This is a genomic window from Alteribacillus sp. HJP-4 (assembly GCF_042139015.1).
Taxonomy (GTDB): Bacteria; Bacillota; Bacilli; order Bacillales; family Marinococcaceae; genus JBHIKY01.
Map to the genome: position 1 here is coordinate 31,508 of NZ_JBHIKY010000014.1, position 14,668 is coordinate 46,175.

The following is a 14,668-nucleotide window of genomic DNA, read 5'->3' on the forward strand; positions in this document are numbered from 1 at the left end:
AAATTGGCAGCGGGCTCGCCTTTTTGTTTCTTGTTAAGGCCGTGTGTTCATTCTATCCTATTGAGATTGCGTTTGTCTAATAGCGGGATTGTCGTGGTTATTACCTCACAGTCCAGCAGGAGCTGCCGTTATTTGGCCGGATTCAGGCAGCTGCTCTGCTGCTTTTTCCGGCACTTCCACAGTGGCTTCCTTTAATATTTCCTCGAGTCGGGAAGCAGGCTGAATCACTGCATCTTTAACCTTTCTAAATGACTGCTGGTCATTGTCACGGGGAATAAATATGTGGGTGGCTCCGGCTTTAATGGCCGCTTCTATCTTTTCCGGCACGCCTCCAACCGGCTTAATATCCCCGTGCAGCCCCAGCTCTCCGGTCACTGCTGCCTGATAGCGCACATGAACCTTATTGACTGCCGAATAAATAGCCAGTGCGATTGCAGCTCCTGCTGAAGGTCCGTCTACCGGCATACCTCCGGGAAAATTGACGTGCACATCATAGTCATAGACAGGAACTCCCATTGCCTTTAATACTGTCATTACATTTTCGACGGAGCTTTTCGCGAGACTTTTTCTTTTAATGGAATGGGCGGCGCTGCCGTGCTGTTCTTCTTCCACTATCCCTGTGACAGTCGTTGTACATACCCCGGAAGCTGGTCTCGCTGTTGCTTCTATTTCAAGAAGCATGCCGCGGCCGTCCCCCGTGACAGCAAGGCCGTTTACCACGCCGATTTTATATGAACGATCGACTTTCTTTTCCGGCCGCTGTGATAAGCGGCTTACCTTGACCACCCATTCTATGTCTGCTTCATTGATCAGCTTGCGTGCATCAGCCCGTGCAATCCCTGCAGCCGTCTGGATAATATTGACCGCCTCTCTGCCATTTGAAGCAAACGAAGATAATAACTCTGCGGCTTTTTCCTCAATCTTTATGCCGCTTTTCTCGGCAGCCTCCTCCGCAATCTTTTGAATTTCCCCTGGATCAAGACTTCGAAAAAAAACTTCCATGCAGCGCGATCGCAGGGCAGCCGGAAGCTCTTCTGGACTTCGCGTCGTAGCACCGACAAGACGAAAGTCCGCTGGAAGACCGCGTTGAAATACTTCATGAATATATCTTGGAATATTTTTATTTTCACTGTTATAATACGCACTCTCCAGAAAAACACTACGATCCTCGAGCACCTTTAACAGCTTATTATGCTGAATGGAGTGAAGCTCTCCAATTTCGTCGATAAACAGCATGCCTCCATGAGCTTTCGTGACCGCTCCGTGCTTTGGCTGAGGAATGCCTGCCTGGCCCATCGCTCCGGCGCCCTGATAGATCGGATCATGTACCGAACCTATAAGCGGATCCGCAATTCCACGTTCATCAAACCGGGCAGTCGCGCCGTCCAATTCTACAAACTTTGCTTCTTTTTTAAATGGGGAATCAGCATGCGTTTTCGCTTCTTCAAGGACGAGTCTTGCGGCGGCTGTCTTCCCCACGCCGGGAGGGCCATAGACGATTACGTGCTGCGGATTGGCACCGCAGATCGCTGCTTTTAAGGCTTTAATTCCTTCCTCCTGTCCGATTACCTCTTCAAGCCTTGCCGGCCGCATCTTTTCAGATAAAGGCTCGGATAAAGAAATCGATCGCAGCTTTCTTAATTCCTCCATTTCTTTTTTGGATTCTTTGTCTATAGATACCTTCTGGGTTTGTTGTCTTTTTAATAAATTCCAAAAATAAAGTCCTATAATGACCCCGAAAAATAATTGAATTACAAGGGCTGCTGTTGTGAAATTCAAGCTGCCTCTCCTCCTTTCATTTCTGTCGTTAGTATGGATAAATGGAGAGGGTTTCATGCAATGACAATTGCTTCTTTGGGAGTTAACTTGCAAGGCTGTGGCTTCCAATTTTATGAAAAATATTTCCACCGGAGCTGAGCTCGTTTCCCCTTTTGAGGAGAGCGTTTCCACCGCCGTTGAGCTAGTTTCCCGCTTCCGGGCTCCTTATCCACGGGACGGATCACGTTTCCCGCTCCAGCGCTTCTTTTCCACCGATGCGGAACGAGTTCACGCGCAAACCTTTTTTTCCATTCTTTTTGAATGTAAAAAAACCCACGCTCCGCTGCGGAGCGTGGGTTTTTATTTATAAGGATGGTTACGCACTTTCCTTTGGTACATCCTGCTTCAAGCTTACTTCTTCTCCGTCTTTCGTTTTTAAAATTGGAGAAACTCCTTCTGTCACACATTCAGCGGTAATCTTGCACGAAGAGATCTCCTCTTTGGATGGAAGATCATACATGACGTCAAGCATAATACCTTCAATGATCGAGCGGAGTCCACGTGCGCCAGTCTTTCGTTCAATGGCTTTTCGGGAAATTTCACGAAGCGCGTCATTTGTAAATTCAAGTTCCACGTCGTCAATTTCGAGCAGCTTCTGGTACTGCTTGACGAGCGCGTTTTTAGGCTGTGTCAAAATTTCGACCAGTGCATCCTCATCAAGCTGAGACAAGCTCGAAATTACAGGCAGACGGCCGATGAATTCCGGGATTAAACCATAGCGGAGTAAATCTTCCGGAAGAATCTTGCTCATGTATTCATCTTTATCCATTTCTGCTTTTTCCGTTTCCGCACCAAAGCCGATAACTTTTTTGCCGAGGCGCTGCTTCACAATCTGTTCGATACCATCAAATGCACCACCGCAGATAAAGAGCACATTACTTGTATCAATCTGAATGAACTCCTGATGCGGATGCTTGCGGCCTCCCTGTGGAGGGACACTTGCAGTAGTGCCCTCTAGAATTTTCAAGAGAGCCTGCTGCACGCCTTCCCCTGATACATCACGGGTAATGGACGGGTTCTCAGACTTTCTGGCAACTTTGTCGATTTCATCGATGTAGATGATGCCTTTTTCCGCTTTCTCCACATCGTAGTCTGCTGCCTGAATCAGTTTCAAGAGGATATTTTCAACATCCTCCCCGACGTAGCCGGCTTCTGTAAGCGAAGTCGCATCTGCAATCGCAAAAGGAACATTCAGAATGCGGGCAAGCGTCTGAGCAAGCAGTGTTTTACCGCTCCCGGTCGGTCCGATCAGGCTGATATTACTTTTCGAGAGCTCAACATCTTCTGATTTACTGGAGGAATTAATCCGCTTGTAATGATTATATACAGCGACGGAAAGTGACTTCTTCGCTCTTTCCTGGCCGATAACATAATCATCAAGAATATTGTTGATCTCGGATGGCTTTGGAATTTCTTCAAATTCCACTTCCTCTTCCGTTCCCAGCTCTTCTTCTACAATTTCTGTACACAGTTCAATACACTCATCACATATATAGACACCAGGTCCTGCAACAAGCTTCCGGACTTGATCCTGTGTTTTTCCACAAAAAGAACACTTCAGCTGTCCTTTTTCTTCATTGAATTTAAACATGCTCTTCACCCCTTACATATATATTGTACACGAACGTTTCCTGCCGAGTACATGGATACGGCTTCTGCCTTCCCCATCGATTGTTAGCTAGTGTGTACATTGGAATGACAACGCCTTTCCTACTACCTTTTAGTTCCGTGGTTACATTATTGTATGTTACTGACCACGGTTATAATGATTTGCATTGTACCACATTTAGGAACGAAAGGTTAAGTAATCCGATGCTGGCAAAAACAATTCCCATACAATATACATTTTCCTTCATTTTGCAGCACATGATTATCATAACTTCTGTTTCCTACTATACCCTTTTTGACTAAGTTATAAAAGAAGATTCCCTTTTATTTTATATTCCATACTACCTGGCAAATTCCTTTTTTTCAAAGGAAAATCCGATTATCTTCTATTTAGGCAAATAGAAAAAGGACCGTCAAGGACAGTCCTTTTTCAACCAGACTCTTACTCTTCAGCTGCGGTCTCTTCTTCTTGTTTTTTCTCAACTGTCTTACTATTTTCAACAAGAAAATCGATCGCTTTTTGGATGCGGAGATCATCCTTTAATGCGTTTTCTCCACCTTGCATAGCGAGAAGATTTTTAATCTCGTCCTTGGAACGCTTGTACATGTCAGCCATTTTTTCAAGCTCTTTGTCAACATCCTCATCAGACGCTTCTAATTCCTCAGCGATTGCAACAGCTTCTAGAGTCAGGTTCATTTTTACGCGTTTTTCAGCTTCTACCTTGAATTGTTCCTTCATGCCCTCTTCATCCGTGCCGGCAACCTGGTAGTACATCTCCATATCCATGCCCTGTGCCTGCAGGCGCTGGCTGAATTCCTGCATCATCCGGTCAGTTTCTGTTGCAATCATTGCTTCTGGAATGTCTACTTCCGCGTTTTCAGAAGCTTTTTCTACAACAGTATCGCGTTCGTGGTGCTCCTTGGCATGGTCTTTATCATGCTTAAGCTTGTCTTCAAGCTTCTGCTTGAGCTCCTCAAGGGTTTCTACTTCCTGCTCGGTATCTTTAGCGAATTCATCGTCGAGCTCAGGCAGCTCTTTTCTCTTCACATCGTGGATCTTTGTCTTGAAAACTGCTTCTTTTCCAGCCAGATCCTCGGCATGGTAATCTTCGGGAAACGTAACGTTTACTTCTTTTTCTTCCCCGGCTTTCGCTCCGGTAAGCTGCTCTTCAAACCCTGGAATAAACTGGCCGGAGCCGATTTCCAAGGAATAGTTTTCAGATGATCCGCCTTCAAATGCTTCTCCGTCCACGAAGCCTTCGAAATCAAACACAACTGTATCTCCGTTCTGAATCTCCTCATCTTCAACGACGACAAGCTCAGCCTGCTTTTCCTGGAGCTGCTTTAATTCTTCCTCAACATCCTCACTGGAGACAGAGGTATCAAACTCTTCTACTTCAAGACCTTTGTATTCTCCAAGTTTCACTTCAGGCTTGACGATTACTGTAGCTGTAAATTTAAGATTTTTCCCTTTTTCGACCTCTTCGATATCAATATCGGGACGATCGACCGGTTCAATTCCCGTTTCCTCCACTGCTTCTGAATAAGCCTGCGGCAGGATGATGTCGAGCGCGTCCTGATAGAGAGATTCTACACCGAAACGCTGTTCAAAAATCTGGCGCGGTACTTTTCCTTTACGAAATCCAGGCACGTTCACTTTTCCTTTTACTTTTTGAAAGGCTTGGTCCAGAGCTTCCTTAAAACGGTCCGCTTCTACATCTACTGTCAGGACCCCCTGGTTTCCTTCTTGCTTTTCCCAATTGGCGTTCATTTATCTTTCCCTCCAAGATTCATAGGTTATATCCGTTTTGACAACCACTACATTATAACATACCATGTACTCATTTCAATTAAAAATGAGGATTTTCAGCCTATTGCAGGCACAAGGACATAGATCGGGCGATTATAATTCTTCAAAATACTTCTGCATATCATTAAATTCCCTGCTCGTTTTTTCAAAACTCTGCTTAGAAACTTCGTATTGCTCTATTATAATACTTTCGTCTGCATCCTGGCCTAAATGAAGTGCTGCCTCATGATGCAGTACTGCTGCGAGATCTTCCATCTCCATCGCCGGAGGAAACGGATAGTAAAACAATAATAACTGCCGCAGTAAATGGGTAGCTGTCTCCCACAACGGTGGATTGTTCTGCTCAAGTGTTTCGGTAAGCAATGCGAAAGCTTCTATGTAAAACGTACTTTCTTCAATAGAAGGAAGAGAGACCGGAGAGAATTCCCCTTTACGGTTTAATTTTTCAATCCAAACGTTCTCATCGGTCTCCCAGTCTTTTAATAAAAATAGCAGAAAACTTTTCATGAGAGGGGACACATCCGGAGACGACAGCTGACGCCGGATGACAGGCAGTACATGGGAAGGACCTGCATCACGCAGCTCCTGGAGCACCGCCATTTTCACCTGGGGATTCTTTGATGACAGCTTTTCTTCCCACTCATTAGAGGTCACCGCATTTATCTCTGCAGGCTGCTCCGTATAACCAGAATTGTCAGCCACTGTATCACTCATGCTTCTGGATACCTGCAGGAGCTCCTGCATCTGCTGGTGAATATGGACTGGAAACGACTCTTCTGCCTGCACCGTTTCTAAAATATGTACCACTTCATCGTACTCCCCGAGCTGTGCGAGAATCGATACATACACTTGAAGAACTTCAAAATAATCACCGACTGCTTTATTCATCAGTCCTTCAGCCCACTTCTTGCCTTCATGCAGCCGGCCTGTTTCTGCATAGGCTAACAGCAGTCCGTAGGAAGCTCCTTCGTTATCTTCCGAATGAGCGAGAGCCTCCTGAAAAAGCTGGAGTGATTTTTCCTTATCTCCCTCTTTCAATTCTTGTAGTCCTTCATTCACTAATCGATCAGCTGATCCGGGAAAAAGGACGATTTTATTATGCGGCTTGTCAGCTGCCATCGGAACTCCTCCATTTGCAAACAACGGAAGAAAAAAGAAGACGACCCGGGACAGGCCGCCTCCTCCTTTACTTACTCATTTGTTTTTCATATTCAGTGATTTTATCCTCAAGCTGTAAGGTCAGACCGATTTCGTCAAGACCATTGATGAGCATATCCTTCCAATACGGATCGATTTCAAAGGAAGCGTTAAAGTCATCACCGTCAGAAATAGTCTGGTTTTTCAGGTCCACGGTAATCTCGTATACCTTATCTTTTCCATTTTCCATCAATTTATAAACCTGGTTCTCATTAAGTTTTATCGGCAAAATTCCGTTTTTAAAGCAGTTGTTATAAAAAATATCCGCAAAGCTCGGTGCGATGACAACGCGGAAGCCGTAATCCTGCAGGGCCCATGGAGCATGCTCACGGGAAGAACCACAGCCGAAGTTATGGTCAGCCACCAGGATGGAAGCTCCCTCTGCCGGTGATTGATTCAGCTCAAATTCAGGGTTTTCACTGCCATCCGCATTAAAACGCCAGTCAAAAAATAAAAATTGTCCGAAGCCGGTCCGCTCGACTCTTTTTAAAAATTGCTTCGGTATAATCTGGTCTGTGTCGACATTGACACGCCCAAGAATACCTGTATTACCTTTATGAACAACAATAGGTTCCATACATCTTCCCCTTCTTCCTCTTATTGAAATACGGCCGCTGCGATGTTCAAGTGCCATGCAGCGGCTGTATATAAGCGGCTGTTATTGAACCGCCGCTTCCTTCAAATCACGAATATCGACGAACCGTCCGTGTACGGCCGCAGCCGCTGCCATCGCCGGGCTGACAAGGTGAGTTCTTGCTCCTTTTCCCTGTCGTCCTTCAAAGTTCCGATTCGAGGTAGAGGCACAGCGTTCCCCTTCCGGAACGAAATCTGGATTCATGCTGAGACACATGCTGCAGCCTGCTTCACGCCAGTCAAAGCCAGCTTCTTTAAATATTTTATCAATGCCTTCTTTTTCTGCAGCTTTTTTCACCTGCTGAGAGCCTGGGACGACCATGGCACGGACGCCTTCTTTTACTTTGCGGCCTTTCGCCACTTGGGAAGCAGCTCGCAGGTCGCTTAAGCGGGCATTCGTACAGGAACCGATAAACACATGCTGAATTTCAATATCGGTAATCTTGGTACCTGGTTTTAAATCCATATATTCGAGAGATTGTTCAATGGCTCTGCGGCCAGCCGGCGAATCAGCTTCATCCGGATGTGGGACTGTGCCGTGAACTCCAACACCCTGCGATGGGTTGGTCCCCCATGTCACCATTGGTATAATTTCATCTGCATGAATTTCTACAACCGCGTCGTATTCTGCACCAGGATCTGTAGCCAGTGCTTTCCATTCTTCAACTTTCTTGTGATACGCTTCACCGGAAGGCACTTTTTCTTTTCCTTCCAGATAATCAAAGGTAACTTGATCGGGACTGATTAATCCGGCTCTGGCTCCTGCTTCAATGGACATGTTGCAGATTGTCATTCTCTCATCCATTGTCAGGCCGCGGATCGCTTCCCCAGTATATTCAAGGACATGGCCAGTGCCAAAGTCGACCCCGTATTTAGAAATGATAGCGAGAATAATATCCTTTGCTGTCGCTCCTGGAGCAAGTCGTCCGTTGACACGGACCTCCATCGTTTTCGGCTTGGACTGCCAGATTGTCTGGGTGGCGAGAACGTGTTCAACCTCACTTGTTCCAATACCAAACGCGAGCGCTCCGAAAGCACCATGCGTTGACGTATGACTGTCACCGCACACAATGGTTTTACCGGGCTGAGTAAGTCCAAGCTCCGGTCCGATAATATGAACGATTCCGTTATCCGGGCTGTTCAAATCAGCAATTTCAATTCCAAATTCTTTACAGTTGTTTGAGAGTGTTTCCATTTGTTTTTTTGCTACCGCATCGGTGATAGACATTCTGTTTTCAGTTGGAACATTGTGATCCATCGTAGCAAATGTCAGATCAGGACGTCTCACCTTTCTTCCGGCAAGCCGAAGTCCTTCGAATGCCTGCGGAGATGTTACTTCATGGACCAGCTGCAGATCAACAAACATTAAATCCGGTTTGTTGTCTTCAGACATCACGGTATGGTTATCCCAGATCTTCTCCACTATTGTTTTTGGTTTCATGGTTGTTTCCCCTCACTTTATTAAGCTATTCCCATTCTCTTTGCCTGCAGGGATTATTTCAGGGCTTCGAGCACCTTATCAGTCATTTCATTCGTTGATAGAATTTTTTCCCCATCTTTCGCAATATCCCCAGTGCGGTGGCCGTTCGTTAATACGCTTGATATGGCCGTATCAATTGACGCCGCTTCATTATGCATTCCAAAGGAATATTTCAGCATCATCGCGGCTGAAGCCATTGTTGCAAGCGGATTCGCCTTACCTTCGCCGGCAATATCCGGTGCGGAACCGTGGACTGGCTCATAAAGTCCCGGCGCTTCGCTGCCGATACTTGCCGATGGCAGCATGCCAAGCGATCCTGTCAGCATGGATGCTTCATCGCTTAGAATATCTCCGAACATATTTTCAGTAACCACCACGTCAAATTGTTTCGGATCGCGGATGAGCTGCATTGCCGCATTGTCCACCAGCATATGCTCAAGCTCCACTTCAGGATAATCCTTGGCTACTTCAATTGCTGTTTCTCTCCACAGACGGCTTGACTCCAGCACGTTTGCCTTATCAACTGACGTCAGTTTTTTGCGGCGCACCTTAGCGAGCTCAAAACCCTGCCGGACTATGCGTTCAATTTCCGATTTCTTATATTGCAGCGTGTCTACTGCCGCTTCTTCTCCATCTACCTCCCGGCGCTCCTGCGGTTCCCCAAAATATAAACCGCCGGTCAACTCCCGGATAATCATTAAATCTACATTATCAACCACTTCTTTTCGAAGTGTAGAAGAATCCGTCATACTTTCATGACCGGTTACCGGACGGAGATTAGCAAAAAGATTAAGAGCTTTCCGAATACCGAGGAGTCCTTTTTCCGGACGTTTATTCCCCGGCAGGTTATCCCATTTCGGTCCACCCACTGCCCCTAGCAGCACCCCATCGCTGCTTCGGCACGTATCAACCGTTTCCTGCGGGAGGGGATTGTCATGCTTATCGATGGCTGTTCCACCAATGTCAGCAAATTTGTACTCGAATTGATGATCGTAAAGTGAAGCTACTTTATCTAATACTTTGATGGTTGCTTCAACCACTTCTGCTCCGATGCCGTCACCAGGCAGAACAGTTATCTTTTTATTCATTCCAAGTCTCTCCCTTTTCAGCAGTCCACTTCCTACAAGTGGATTTTATCAGTTTCCTGCTTCGTCCAGTTTTTACGGTTCATTACGCGGTTCACTGCATTAATATAGGCTTTTGCCGAAGCTTCAAGCACATCATGAGCAGTACCGCGTCCTGTCGTTTCGTGGCCTTCATACTCTACTTTTACAAAAACTTCAGCCAGTGCGTCACGTCCACCGGTAATCGATTGAATGCGGTAGTCTTTCAAATGAGCTTCTCCGCCGATGATTCGTCCGAGCGTATTGTATACCGCTTCTACACTCCCGGAGCCAGTGGCAGCCTCCTGAACAAGTTCATCTTGAGGATTTCGCATTGTAATCGTTGCTGTCGGAATATTATTCGTGCCATAATTCACCTGCAGCGCTTCTACTTCATAATATTTAACGGCTTCACCGGCTTTTTCCTCAGTCATAAGAGCAAAAATGTCTTCATCCGTAACTTCTTTCTTCTTATCGGCAAGGCTTTTGAATGCTTTAAAGACTTTATTCAGCTCTTCTTCCGTAGCATTGTAGCCAAGCGCCAGAATCTTTTCCTTAAAGGCGTGACGGCCTGAATGCTTTCCGAGTACGAGGTTATTGGAAGCAACCCCGACAAGATCTGGAGTGATAATTTCATACGTGGTCTTTTCCTTCAGCACGCCGTCCTGATGAATACCTGCTTCATGTGCAAAGGCATTATCCCCAACCACTGCTTTATTTTTTGGAACCACCATTCCTGTCAGCTTGCTGACGAGTGCGCTGGTACGTTTAATTTCATTAAGAGTTAAACCTGTTTCAGCTTTATAAAAATCATTTCTGATTTTAAGAGCCACCGCAATCTCCTCTAAAGAAGCATTTCCGGCACGCTCGCCAATGCCATTAATCGTTCCCTCAACCTGCCCTGCCCCTGCTTCAATCGCTGCAAGAGAATTTGCTGTAGCCATCCCGAGATCATCATGGCAGTGCGTAGAGAAGATCGCTTTGTCGCTGTTCGGCACATTTTCACGAATATATGTGAACATATGGCGGATTTCCTCCTGTGTAATAAACCCAACCGTATCCGGCAGATTAATTACTTCAGCCCCTGCATCAATTACTTTTTCAATAATTTTCACGAGAAAATCGAGATCTGAGCGACAGGCATCCTCGGCAGACCATTGGACGTGCGGAAATCTTTGTTTGGCATATTTGACTGAATCGACCGCATTTTCGATCACTTGATCAGGTGTCATGCGGAGTTTGTGGGTCATGTGAATAGGAGAGGTGGCAATAAAGACGTGCAGTCTCGGTTCTGCCCCTCCTTTTAACGCCTCCCACGACGCATCAATTTCTTTTTTTATGGAACGGGACAGGCCGGTAACGGAGCTTCCTTTTACTGTTTCTGCAATCGTTTTTACTGATTGAAAGTCTCCTTCAGAAGCAGCCGGGAAACCGGCCTCGATAATATCTACACCGAGGCGTTCCAGCTGTTTTGCAATCTGCATTTTCTCTTCGAAATTCAAATTCACACCGGGGGACTGTTCCCCATCACGAAGCGTCGTGTCAAAGACGTTAATTTTTCGCACTACCCACCACTCCTTTAGAATTACCTTTCACAAACGGCATCATTTCACGCAGTTCACGGCCGACTCTTTCAATCTGGTGGCTTCTTTCCCGTTCATTTGTTGCATTAAATTCTGGACGGTTCGCCTGATTTTCAAGAATCCAGCCTTTTGCAAAACGACCGGTCTGGATATCAGTCAAAATGTCGCGCATAGCAGCTTTTGTGTCTTCGGTAATGACACGCGGGCCAGCCTGGAAGTCTCCCCACTGAGCTGTGTCAGAAATAGAATAACGCATTCCTTCTAGGCCGTTTTCATAAAGAAGGTCTACAATAAGCTTCATTTCATGGAGGCATTCGAAATAGGCAACCTCTGGCTGATACCCCGCATCGACGAGAGTTTCAAAGCCTGCTTTAATTAATGCAGAGGTACCGCCGCACAGTACTGCCTGCTCACCGAAAAGGTCCGTTTCGGTTTCTTCCTGGAAGGATGTTTCCAGAATACCTGCACGTCCGGCCCCGATTTGTTTTGCGTACGCAAGTGCTGTATCTTTCGCGCGTCCTGTCGCATCCTGGTGAACAGCAATAAGTGCCGGTACGCCTGCTCCGTCTTCAAAGGTGCGGCGGACGATATGTCCCGGCCCTTTCGGAGCAACCATAAATACGTCAACATCAGATGGAGGAACTACCTGGTTAAAATGAATATTAAAACCGTGGGCAAATGCAAGTGCTTTTCCTTCCGCGAGCTCAGGCTCAATTTCGTTTTTATAAATTGTCGGCTGATACTCATCCGGAAGCAGGATCATGATAACGTCTGCTTTAGCAGATGCTTCTCGCACACTCAGCACGTTGAAACCGTCTTCTGTTGCCTGGTCCCAGGATTTTCCCCGGCGCAGCCCAACTACTACATCGACGCCGCTTTCGCGGAGGTTTTGTGCGTGGGCGTGTCCTTGAGATCCATACCCTACGATTGCTACTGTCTTTCCCTGCAGAAGTCCTTCGTTTACATCCCCGTTATAAAATACTTTAGCCATGATTCACTCTCTCCTTTTGTGTTGTTTAATATTTTAAGATCACCAGCTGCAGCGGTCATTCAGTTTGGTTGATGACTTACAATTGGAGCTTTCTTAATTAATAATGGAATACTTCGGATTTTCAAAAACGCTTTTTTTCGTACCCCGCTTAAATGCGGTTATACCGGTGCGGGCCAGCTCTTTTATGCCATATGGCTTTAAGAGATCAATCAGCGCTTCTACCTTCTGCTGATCCCCCGTCACCTGAAGGGTCACACTTTCTCTGCCTACATCAATAATCGATGCACGGAAAGGCTCCGCTAACGCTGATATTTCTCCGCGATGCTGCGGTGCTGCCACTACTTTGATTAAGGCGAGCTCTCTCGCTACAATCGCTTCATCGGTAATATCGCGTACCTTCAGGACATCGACCTGTTTGTTCAACTGCTTAATCACCTGGTCAAGAGCGCGGTGATCATCTACATTTACTACAAATGTCATCCGGGAAACAGAAGGGTTTTCCGTCATGCCTACAGTGATACTTTCAATATTGAAATGGCGCCGCGCAAACAATCCGGTGATCCGGTTCATGACACCGGATGTGTTATTTACCGTCGCGATGATGGTTCGTTTCATGGCTTAATTCCCTCCATTTCTTGATGCCCCTTGCCAGGAGCAATCATCGGATAAACATTTTCTGTTTTATGAACTCTACAGTCCATCAGCACTGGGCCGTCGTAAGCTAATGCCTCACGGAGCGTTTCCTGCATTTCCTTATCGCTTTCTACCTTCCATCCCTTGATACTGTAGGCTTCCGCCATTTTGACGAAATCCGGCTGAATCGGAAAGAGGGAATTAGAATAGCGTTCTTCATAAAACAGCTGCTGCCATTGTCTGACCATACCAAGTGATGCGTTGTTGACAAGTATAATTTTTACTGGCAGGTTTAACTCCTGCAGCACCGACATTTCCTGTGCTGTCATTTGAAAACCGGCATCGCCGAGAATCGCCACCACCTGCTTATTCGGTTCTGCAAACTGAGCGCCGATCGCAGAAGGGAAACCAAATCCCATCGTGCCGAGCCCACCTGAGGTTACCCACATGTTCGGTTTATCAAATTTGTAATACTGAGCCGCCCACATCTGATGCTGGCCGACATCTGTAGTAACGACCGCTTCTCCCTCTGTTTCCTCATAAATCATTTCCATGAGGCGCTGTGGCTTCACGATTCCCTCTTCGTTCTTATACCAAAGTGGATATTCTCTCTTCCAGCCGTTCAGCGTCTCTTTCCATTCCGTACAGTCACACGGCTCTGCATCGACTTCATTCAGCATCCTAAGTGCTTCTTTTGCGTCTCCGACAACCGGAATCTGAGTTTCGATATTTTTGCCGATCTCTGCCGGGTCGATATCAATATGAGCAACTTTTGCGTTCGGTGCAAAGTGCTTGAGATTACCTGTCACACGGTCGTCAAAGCGGGCACCGACGCTGATTAGAAGATCGCATTTGTGAAGCGCCATGTTAGAGGAGTACGTTCCATGCATACCTGCCATTCCAAGGAACAATTCATGATTTCCAGGGAAGGCACCAAGTCCCAGCAGAGTACTCGCAACCGGAATCTGCTGCTTTTCAATATATTTCAGCAACTCTTCGGAAGCTCCGGCATGAAGAACGCCTGCACCTGTCAAGATGACTGGCTGTTTTGCAGTTTTCACTGCCTCTGTTAATTTTTTAATCTGAAGTTTATTCGGCACCACAGTAGGCTGGTACCCCGGCAGATTGACAGCCGGATCATAATTGAAAAATCCCGTGGCCACCGACACGTCCTTAGGAAGATCGATTAATACCGGCCCCGGACGTCCTGTCGTCGCAATATGAAAGGCCTCTTTGATAACTCTTGGCAGTTCATCGACATCACGAACCTGATAGTTATGCTTCGTAATCGGCATTGTCACTCCAATGACGTCCGCCTCCTGAAAAGCGTCAGTGCCGATCACACTTGTAGCAACCTGACCGGTAATGACCACGAGCGGCAGGGAATCAATCATGGCGTCAGCAATTCCTGTTACGACATTAGTTGCTCCAGGGCCGGATGTTACGACACAGACCCCCGGCTTGCCGGAAACTCTCGCATACCCTTCAGCAGCGTGTATGGCTCCCTGTTCATGACGGGCGAGAATATGGCGGATGCCGGTACGATAGATTTCATCGTACGTCGGCAATATCGCCCCGCCCGGATACCCGAAGATGACATCGACGCTTTCCCTCGCCAATGCCTGGATGAGCATACTCGACCCTGACATTTCTTGATTTTCCACTTTCAACTCTCGACCATCCATTTCTTTCATCTTCGGACTCATTGTTCGTATCCTCCTTATGATCTATAATTTTTCTCCCTGTTTTCACAATCTATCTATTGACAATAAAAAAAGAAATCCTCCCACCCTGTCCGGCCAGTTTTATATC

The 14,668-nt window shown here is 46.5% G+C and carries 11 protein-coding genes; all 11 read right to left on the bottom strand.

From position 1 onward, the window contains the following. Positions 1-105 precede the first annotated feature (105 nt). The 11 genes from lonB to ilvB all read right to left on the bottom strand — a co-directional run bounded on the left by lonB (position 106) and on the right by ilvB (position 14,550). On the bottom strand, positions 106-1,779 hold the full coding sequence (lonB, locus tag ACE4RR_RS13655) for an ATP-dependent protease LonB (protein WP_375535986.1): 1,674 nt from the start codon (positions 1,777-1,779) through the stop codon (positions 106-108). Between the two features lie 355 nt (positions 1,780-2,134). Continuing rightward, a complete protein-coding gene (clpX, locus tag ACE4RR_RS13660; RefSeq protein WP_375535987.1) occupies positions 2,135-3,409 on the bottom strand; it encodes an ATP-dependent protease ATP-binding subunit ClpX in 1,275 nt (424 codons plus the stop codon). A 459-nt stretch (positions 3,410-3,868) separates the two neighbouring features. Further along, on the bottom strand, positions 3,869-5,197 hold the full coding sequence (gene tig, locus ACE4RR_RS13665; RefSeq protein ID WP_375535988.1) for a trigger factor: 1,329 nt from the start codon (positions 5,195-5,197) through the stop codon (positions 3,869-3,871). 132 nt (positions 5,198-5,329) lie between these two features. Further along, positions 5,330-6,355: a tetratricopeptide repeat protein gene (locus ACE4RR_RS13670; protein WP_375535989.1), complete on the bottom strand. Its 1,026-nt coding sequence runs from the start codon at positions 6,353-6,355 to the stop codon at positions 5,330-5,332. A gap of 67 nt (positions 6,356-6,422) precedes the next feature. Next, the gene (gene leuD / locus ACE4RR_RS13675; RefSeq protein ID WP_375535990.1) at positions 6,423-7,010 is read right to left on the bottom strand and encodes a 3-isopropylmalate dehydratase small subunit; all 588 of its coding nucleotides are present in this window, start codon (positions 7,008-7,010) and stop codon (positions 6,423-6,425) included. An 81-nt stretch (positions 7,011-7,091) separates the two neighbouring features. Then, the gene (gene leuC, locus ACE4RR_RS13680) at positions 7,092-8,507 is read right to left on the bottom strand and encodes a 3-isopropylmalate dehydratase large subunit (protein WP_375535991.1); all 1,416 of its coding nucleotides are present in this window, start codon (positions 8,505-8,507) and stop codon (positions 7,092-7,094) included. A gap of 53 nt (positions 8,508-8,560) precedes the next feature. Beyond that, a complete protein-coding gene (gene leuB, locus ACE4RR_RS13685; RefSeq protein ID WP_375535992.1) occupies positions 8,561-9,634 on the bottom strand; it encodes a 3-isopropylmalate dehydrogenase in 1,074 nt (357 codons plus the stop codon). Between the two features lie 32 nt (positions 9,635-9,666). Further along, entirely contained in the window at positions 9,667-11,214 is a 1,548-nt protein-coding gene (locus ACE4RR_RS13690) for a 2-isopropylmalate synthase (RefSeq protein ID WP_375535993.1), read from the bottom strand. Next, positions 11,201-12,223 carry a ketol-acid reductoisomerase gene (ilvC, locus tag ACE4RR_RS13695; protein ID WP_375535994.1) on the bottom strand — a complete coding sequence of 341 codons (1,023 nt, stop codon included), beginning with the start codon at positions 12,221-12,223 and terminating at the stop codon, positions 11,201-11,203. Before ilvC ends, ACE4RR_RS13690 begins: the two co-directional genes overlap by 14 nt. Before the next feature lie 93 nt (positions 12,224-12,316). After that, positions 12,317-12,838, bottom strand: a complete 522-nt coding sequence (gene ilvN, locus ACE4RR_RS13700) for an acetolactate synthase small subunit (protein ID WP_375535995.1) — start codon at positions 12,836-12,838, stop codon at positions 12,317-12,319. Beyond that, positions 12,835-14,550 carry an acetolactate synthase large subunit gene (ilvB, locus tag ACE4RR_RS13705; protein ID WP_375536038.1) on the bottom strand — a complete coding sequence of 572 codons (1,716 nt, stop codon included), beginning with the start codon at positions 14,548-14,550 and terminating at the stop codon, positions 12,835-12,837. Before ilvB ends, ilvN begins: the two co-directional genes overlap by 4 nt. Between the last annotated feature and the right edge of the window lie 118 nt (positions 14,551-14,668).

Excerpts from the sequence above, each read along its gene's own strand:
- clpX (WP_375535987.1), bottom strand. The coding sequence starts at position 3,409 with ATGTTTAAATTCAATGAAGAAAAAGGACAGCTGAAGTGTTCTTTTTGT.
- tig (WP_375535988.1), bottom strand. The coding sequence starts at position 5,197 with ATGAACGCCAATTGGGAAAAGCAAGAAGGAAACCAGGGGGTCCTGACA.
- ACE4RR_RS13670 (WP_375535989.1), bottom strand. The coding sequence starts at position 6,355 with ATGGCAGCTGACAAGCCGCATAATAAAATCGTCCTTTTTCCCGGATCA.
- leuD (WP_375535990.1), bottom strand. The coding sequence starts at position 7,010 with ATGGAACCTATTGTTGTTCATAAAGGTAATACAGGTATTCTTGGGCGT.
- leuC (WP_375535991.1), bottom strand. The coding sequence starts at position 8,507 with ATGAAACCAAAAACAATAGTGGAGAAGATCTGGGATAACCATACCGTG.
- leuB (WP_375535992.1), bottom strand. The coding sequence starts at position 9,634 with ATGAATAAAAAGATAACTGTTCTGCCTGGTGACGGCATCGGAGCAGAA.
- ilvC (WP_375535994.1), bottom strand. The coding sequence starts at position 12,223 with ATGGCTAAAGTATTTTATAACGGGGATGTAAACGAAGGACTTCTGCAG.
- ilvN (WP_375535995.1), bottom strand. The coding sequence starts at position 12,838 with ATGAAACGAACCATCATCGCGACGGTAAATAACACATCCGGTGTCATG.
- ilvB (WP_375536038.1), bottom strand. The coding sequence starts at position 14,550 with ATGAAAGAAATGGATGGTCGAGAGTTGAAAGTGGAAAATCAAGAAATG.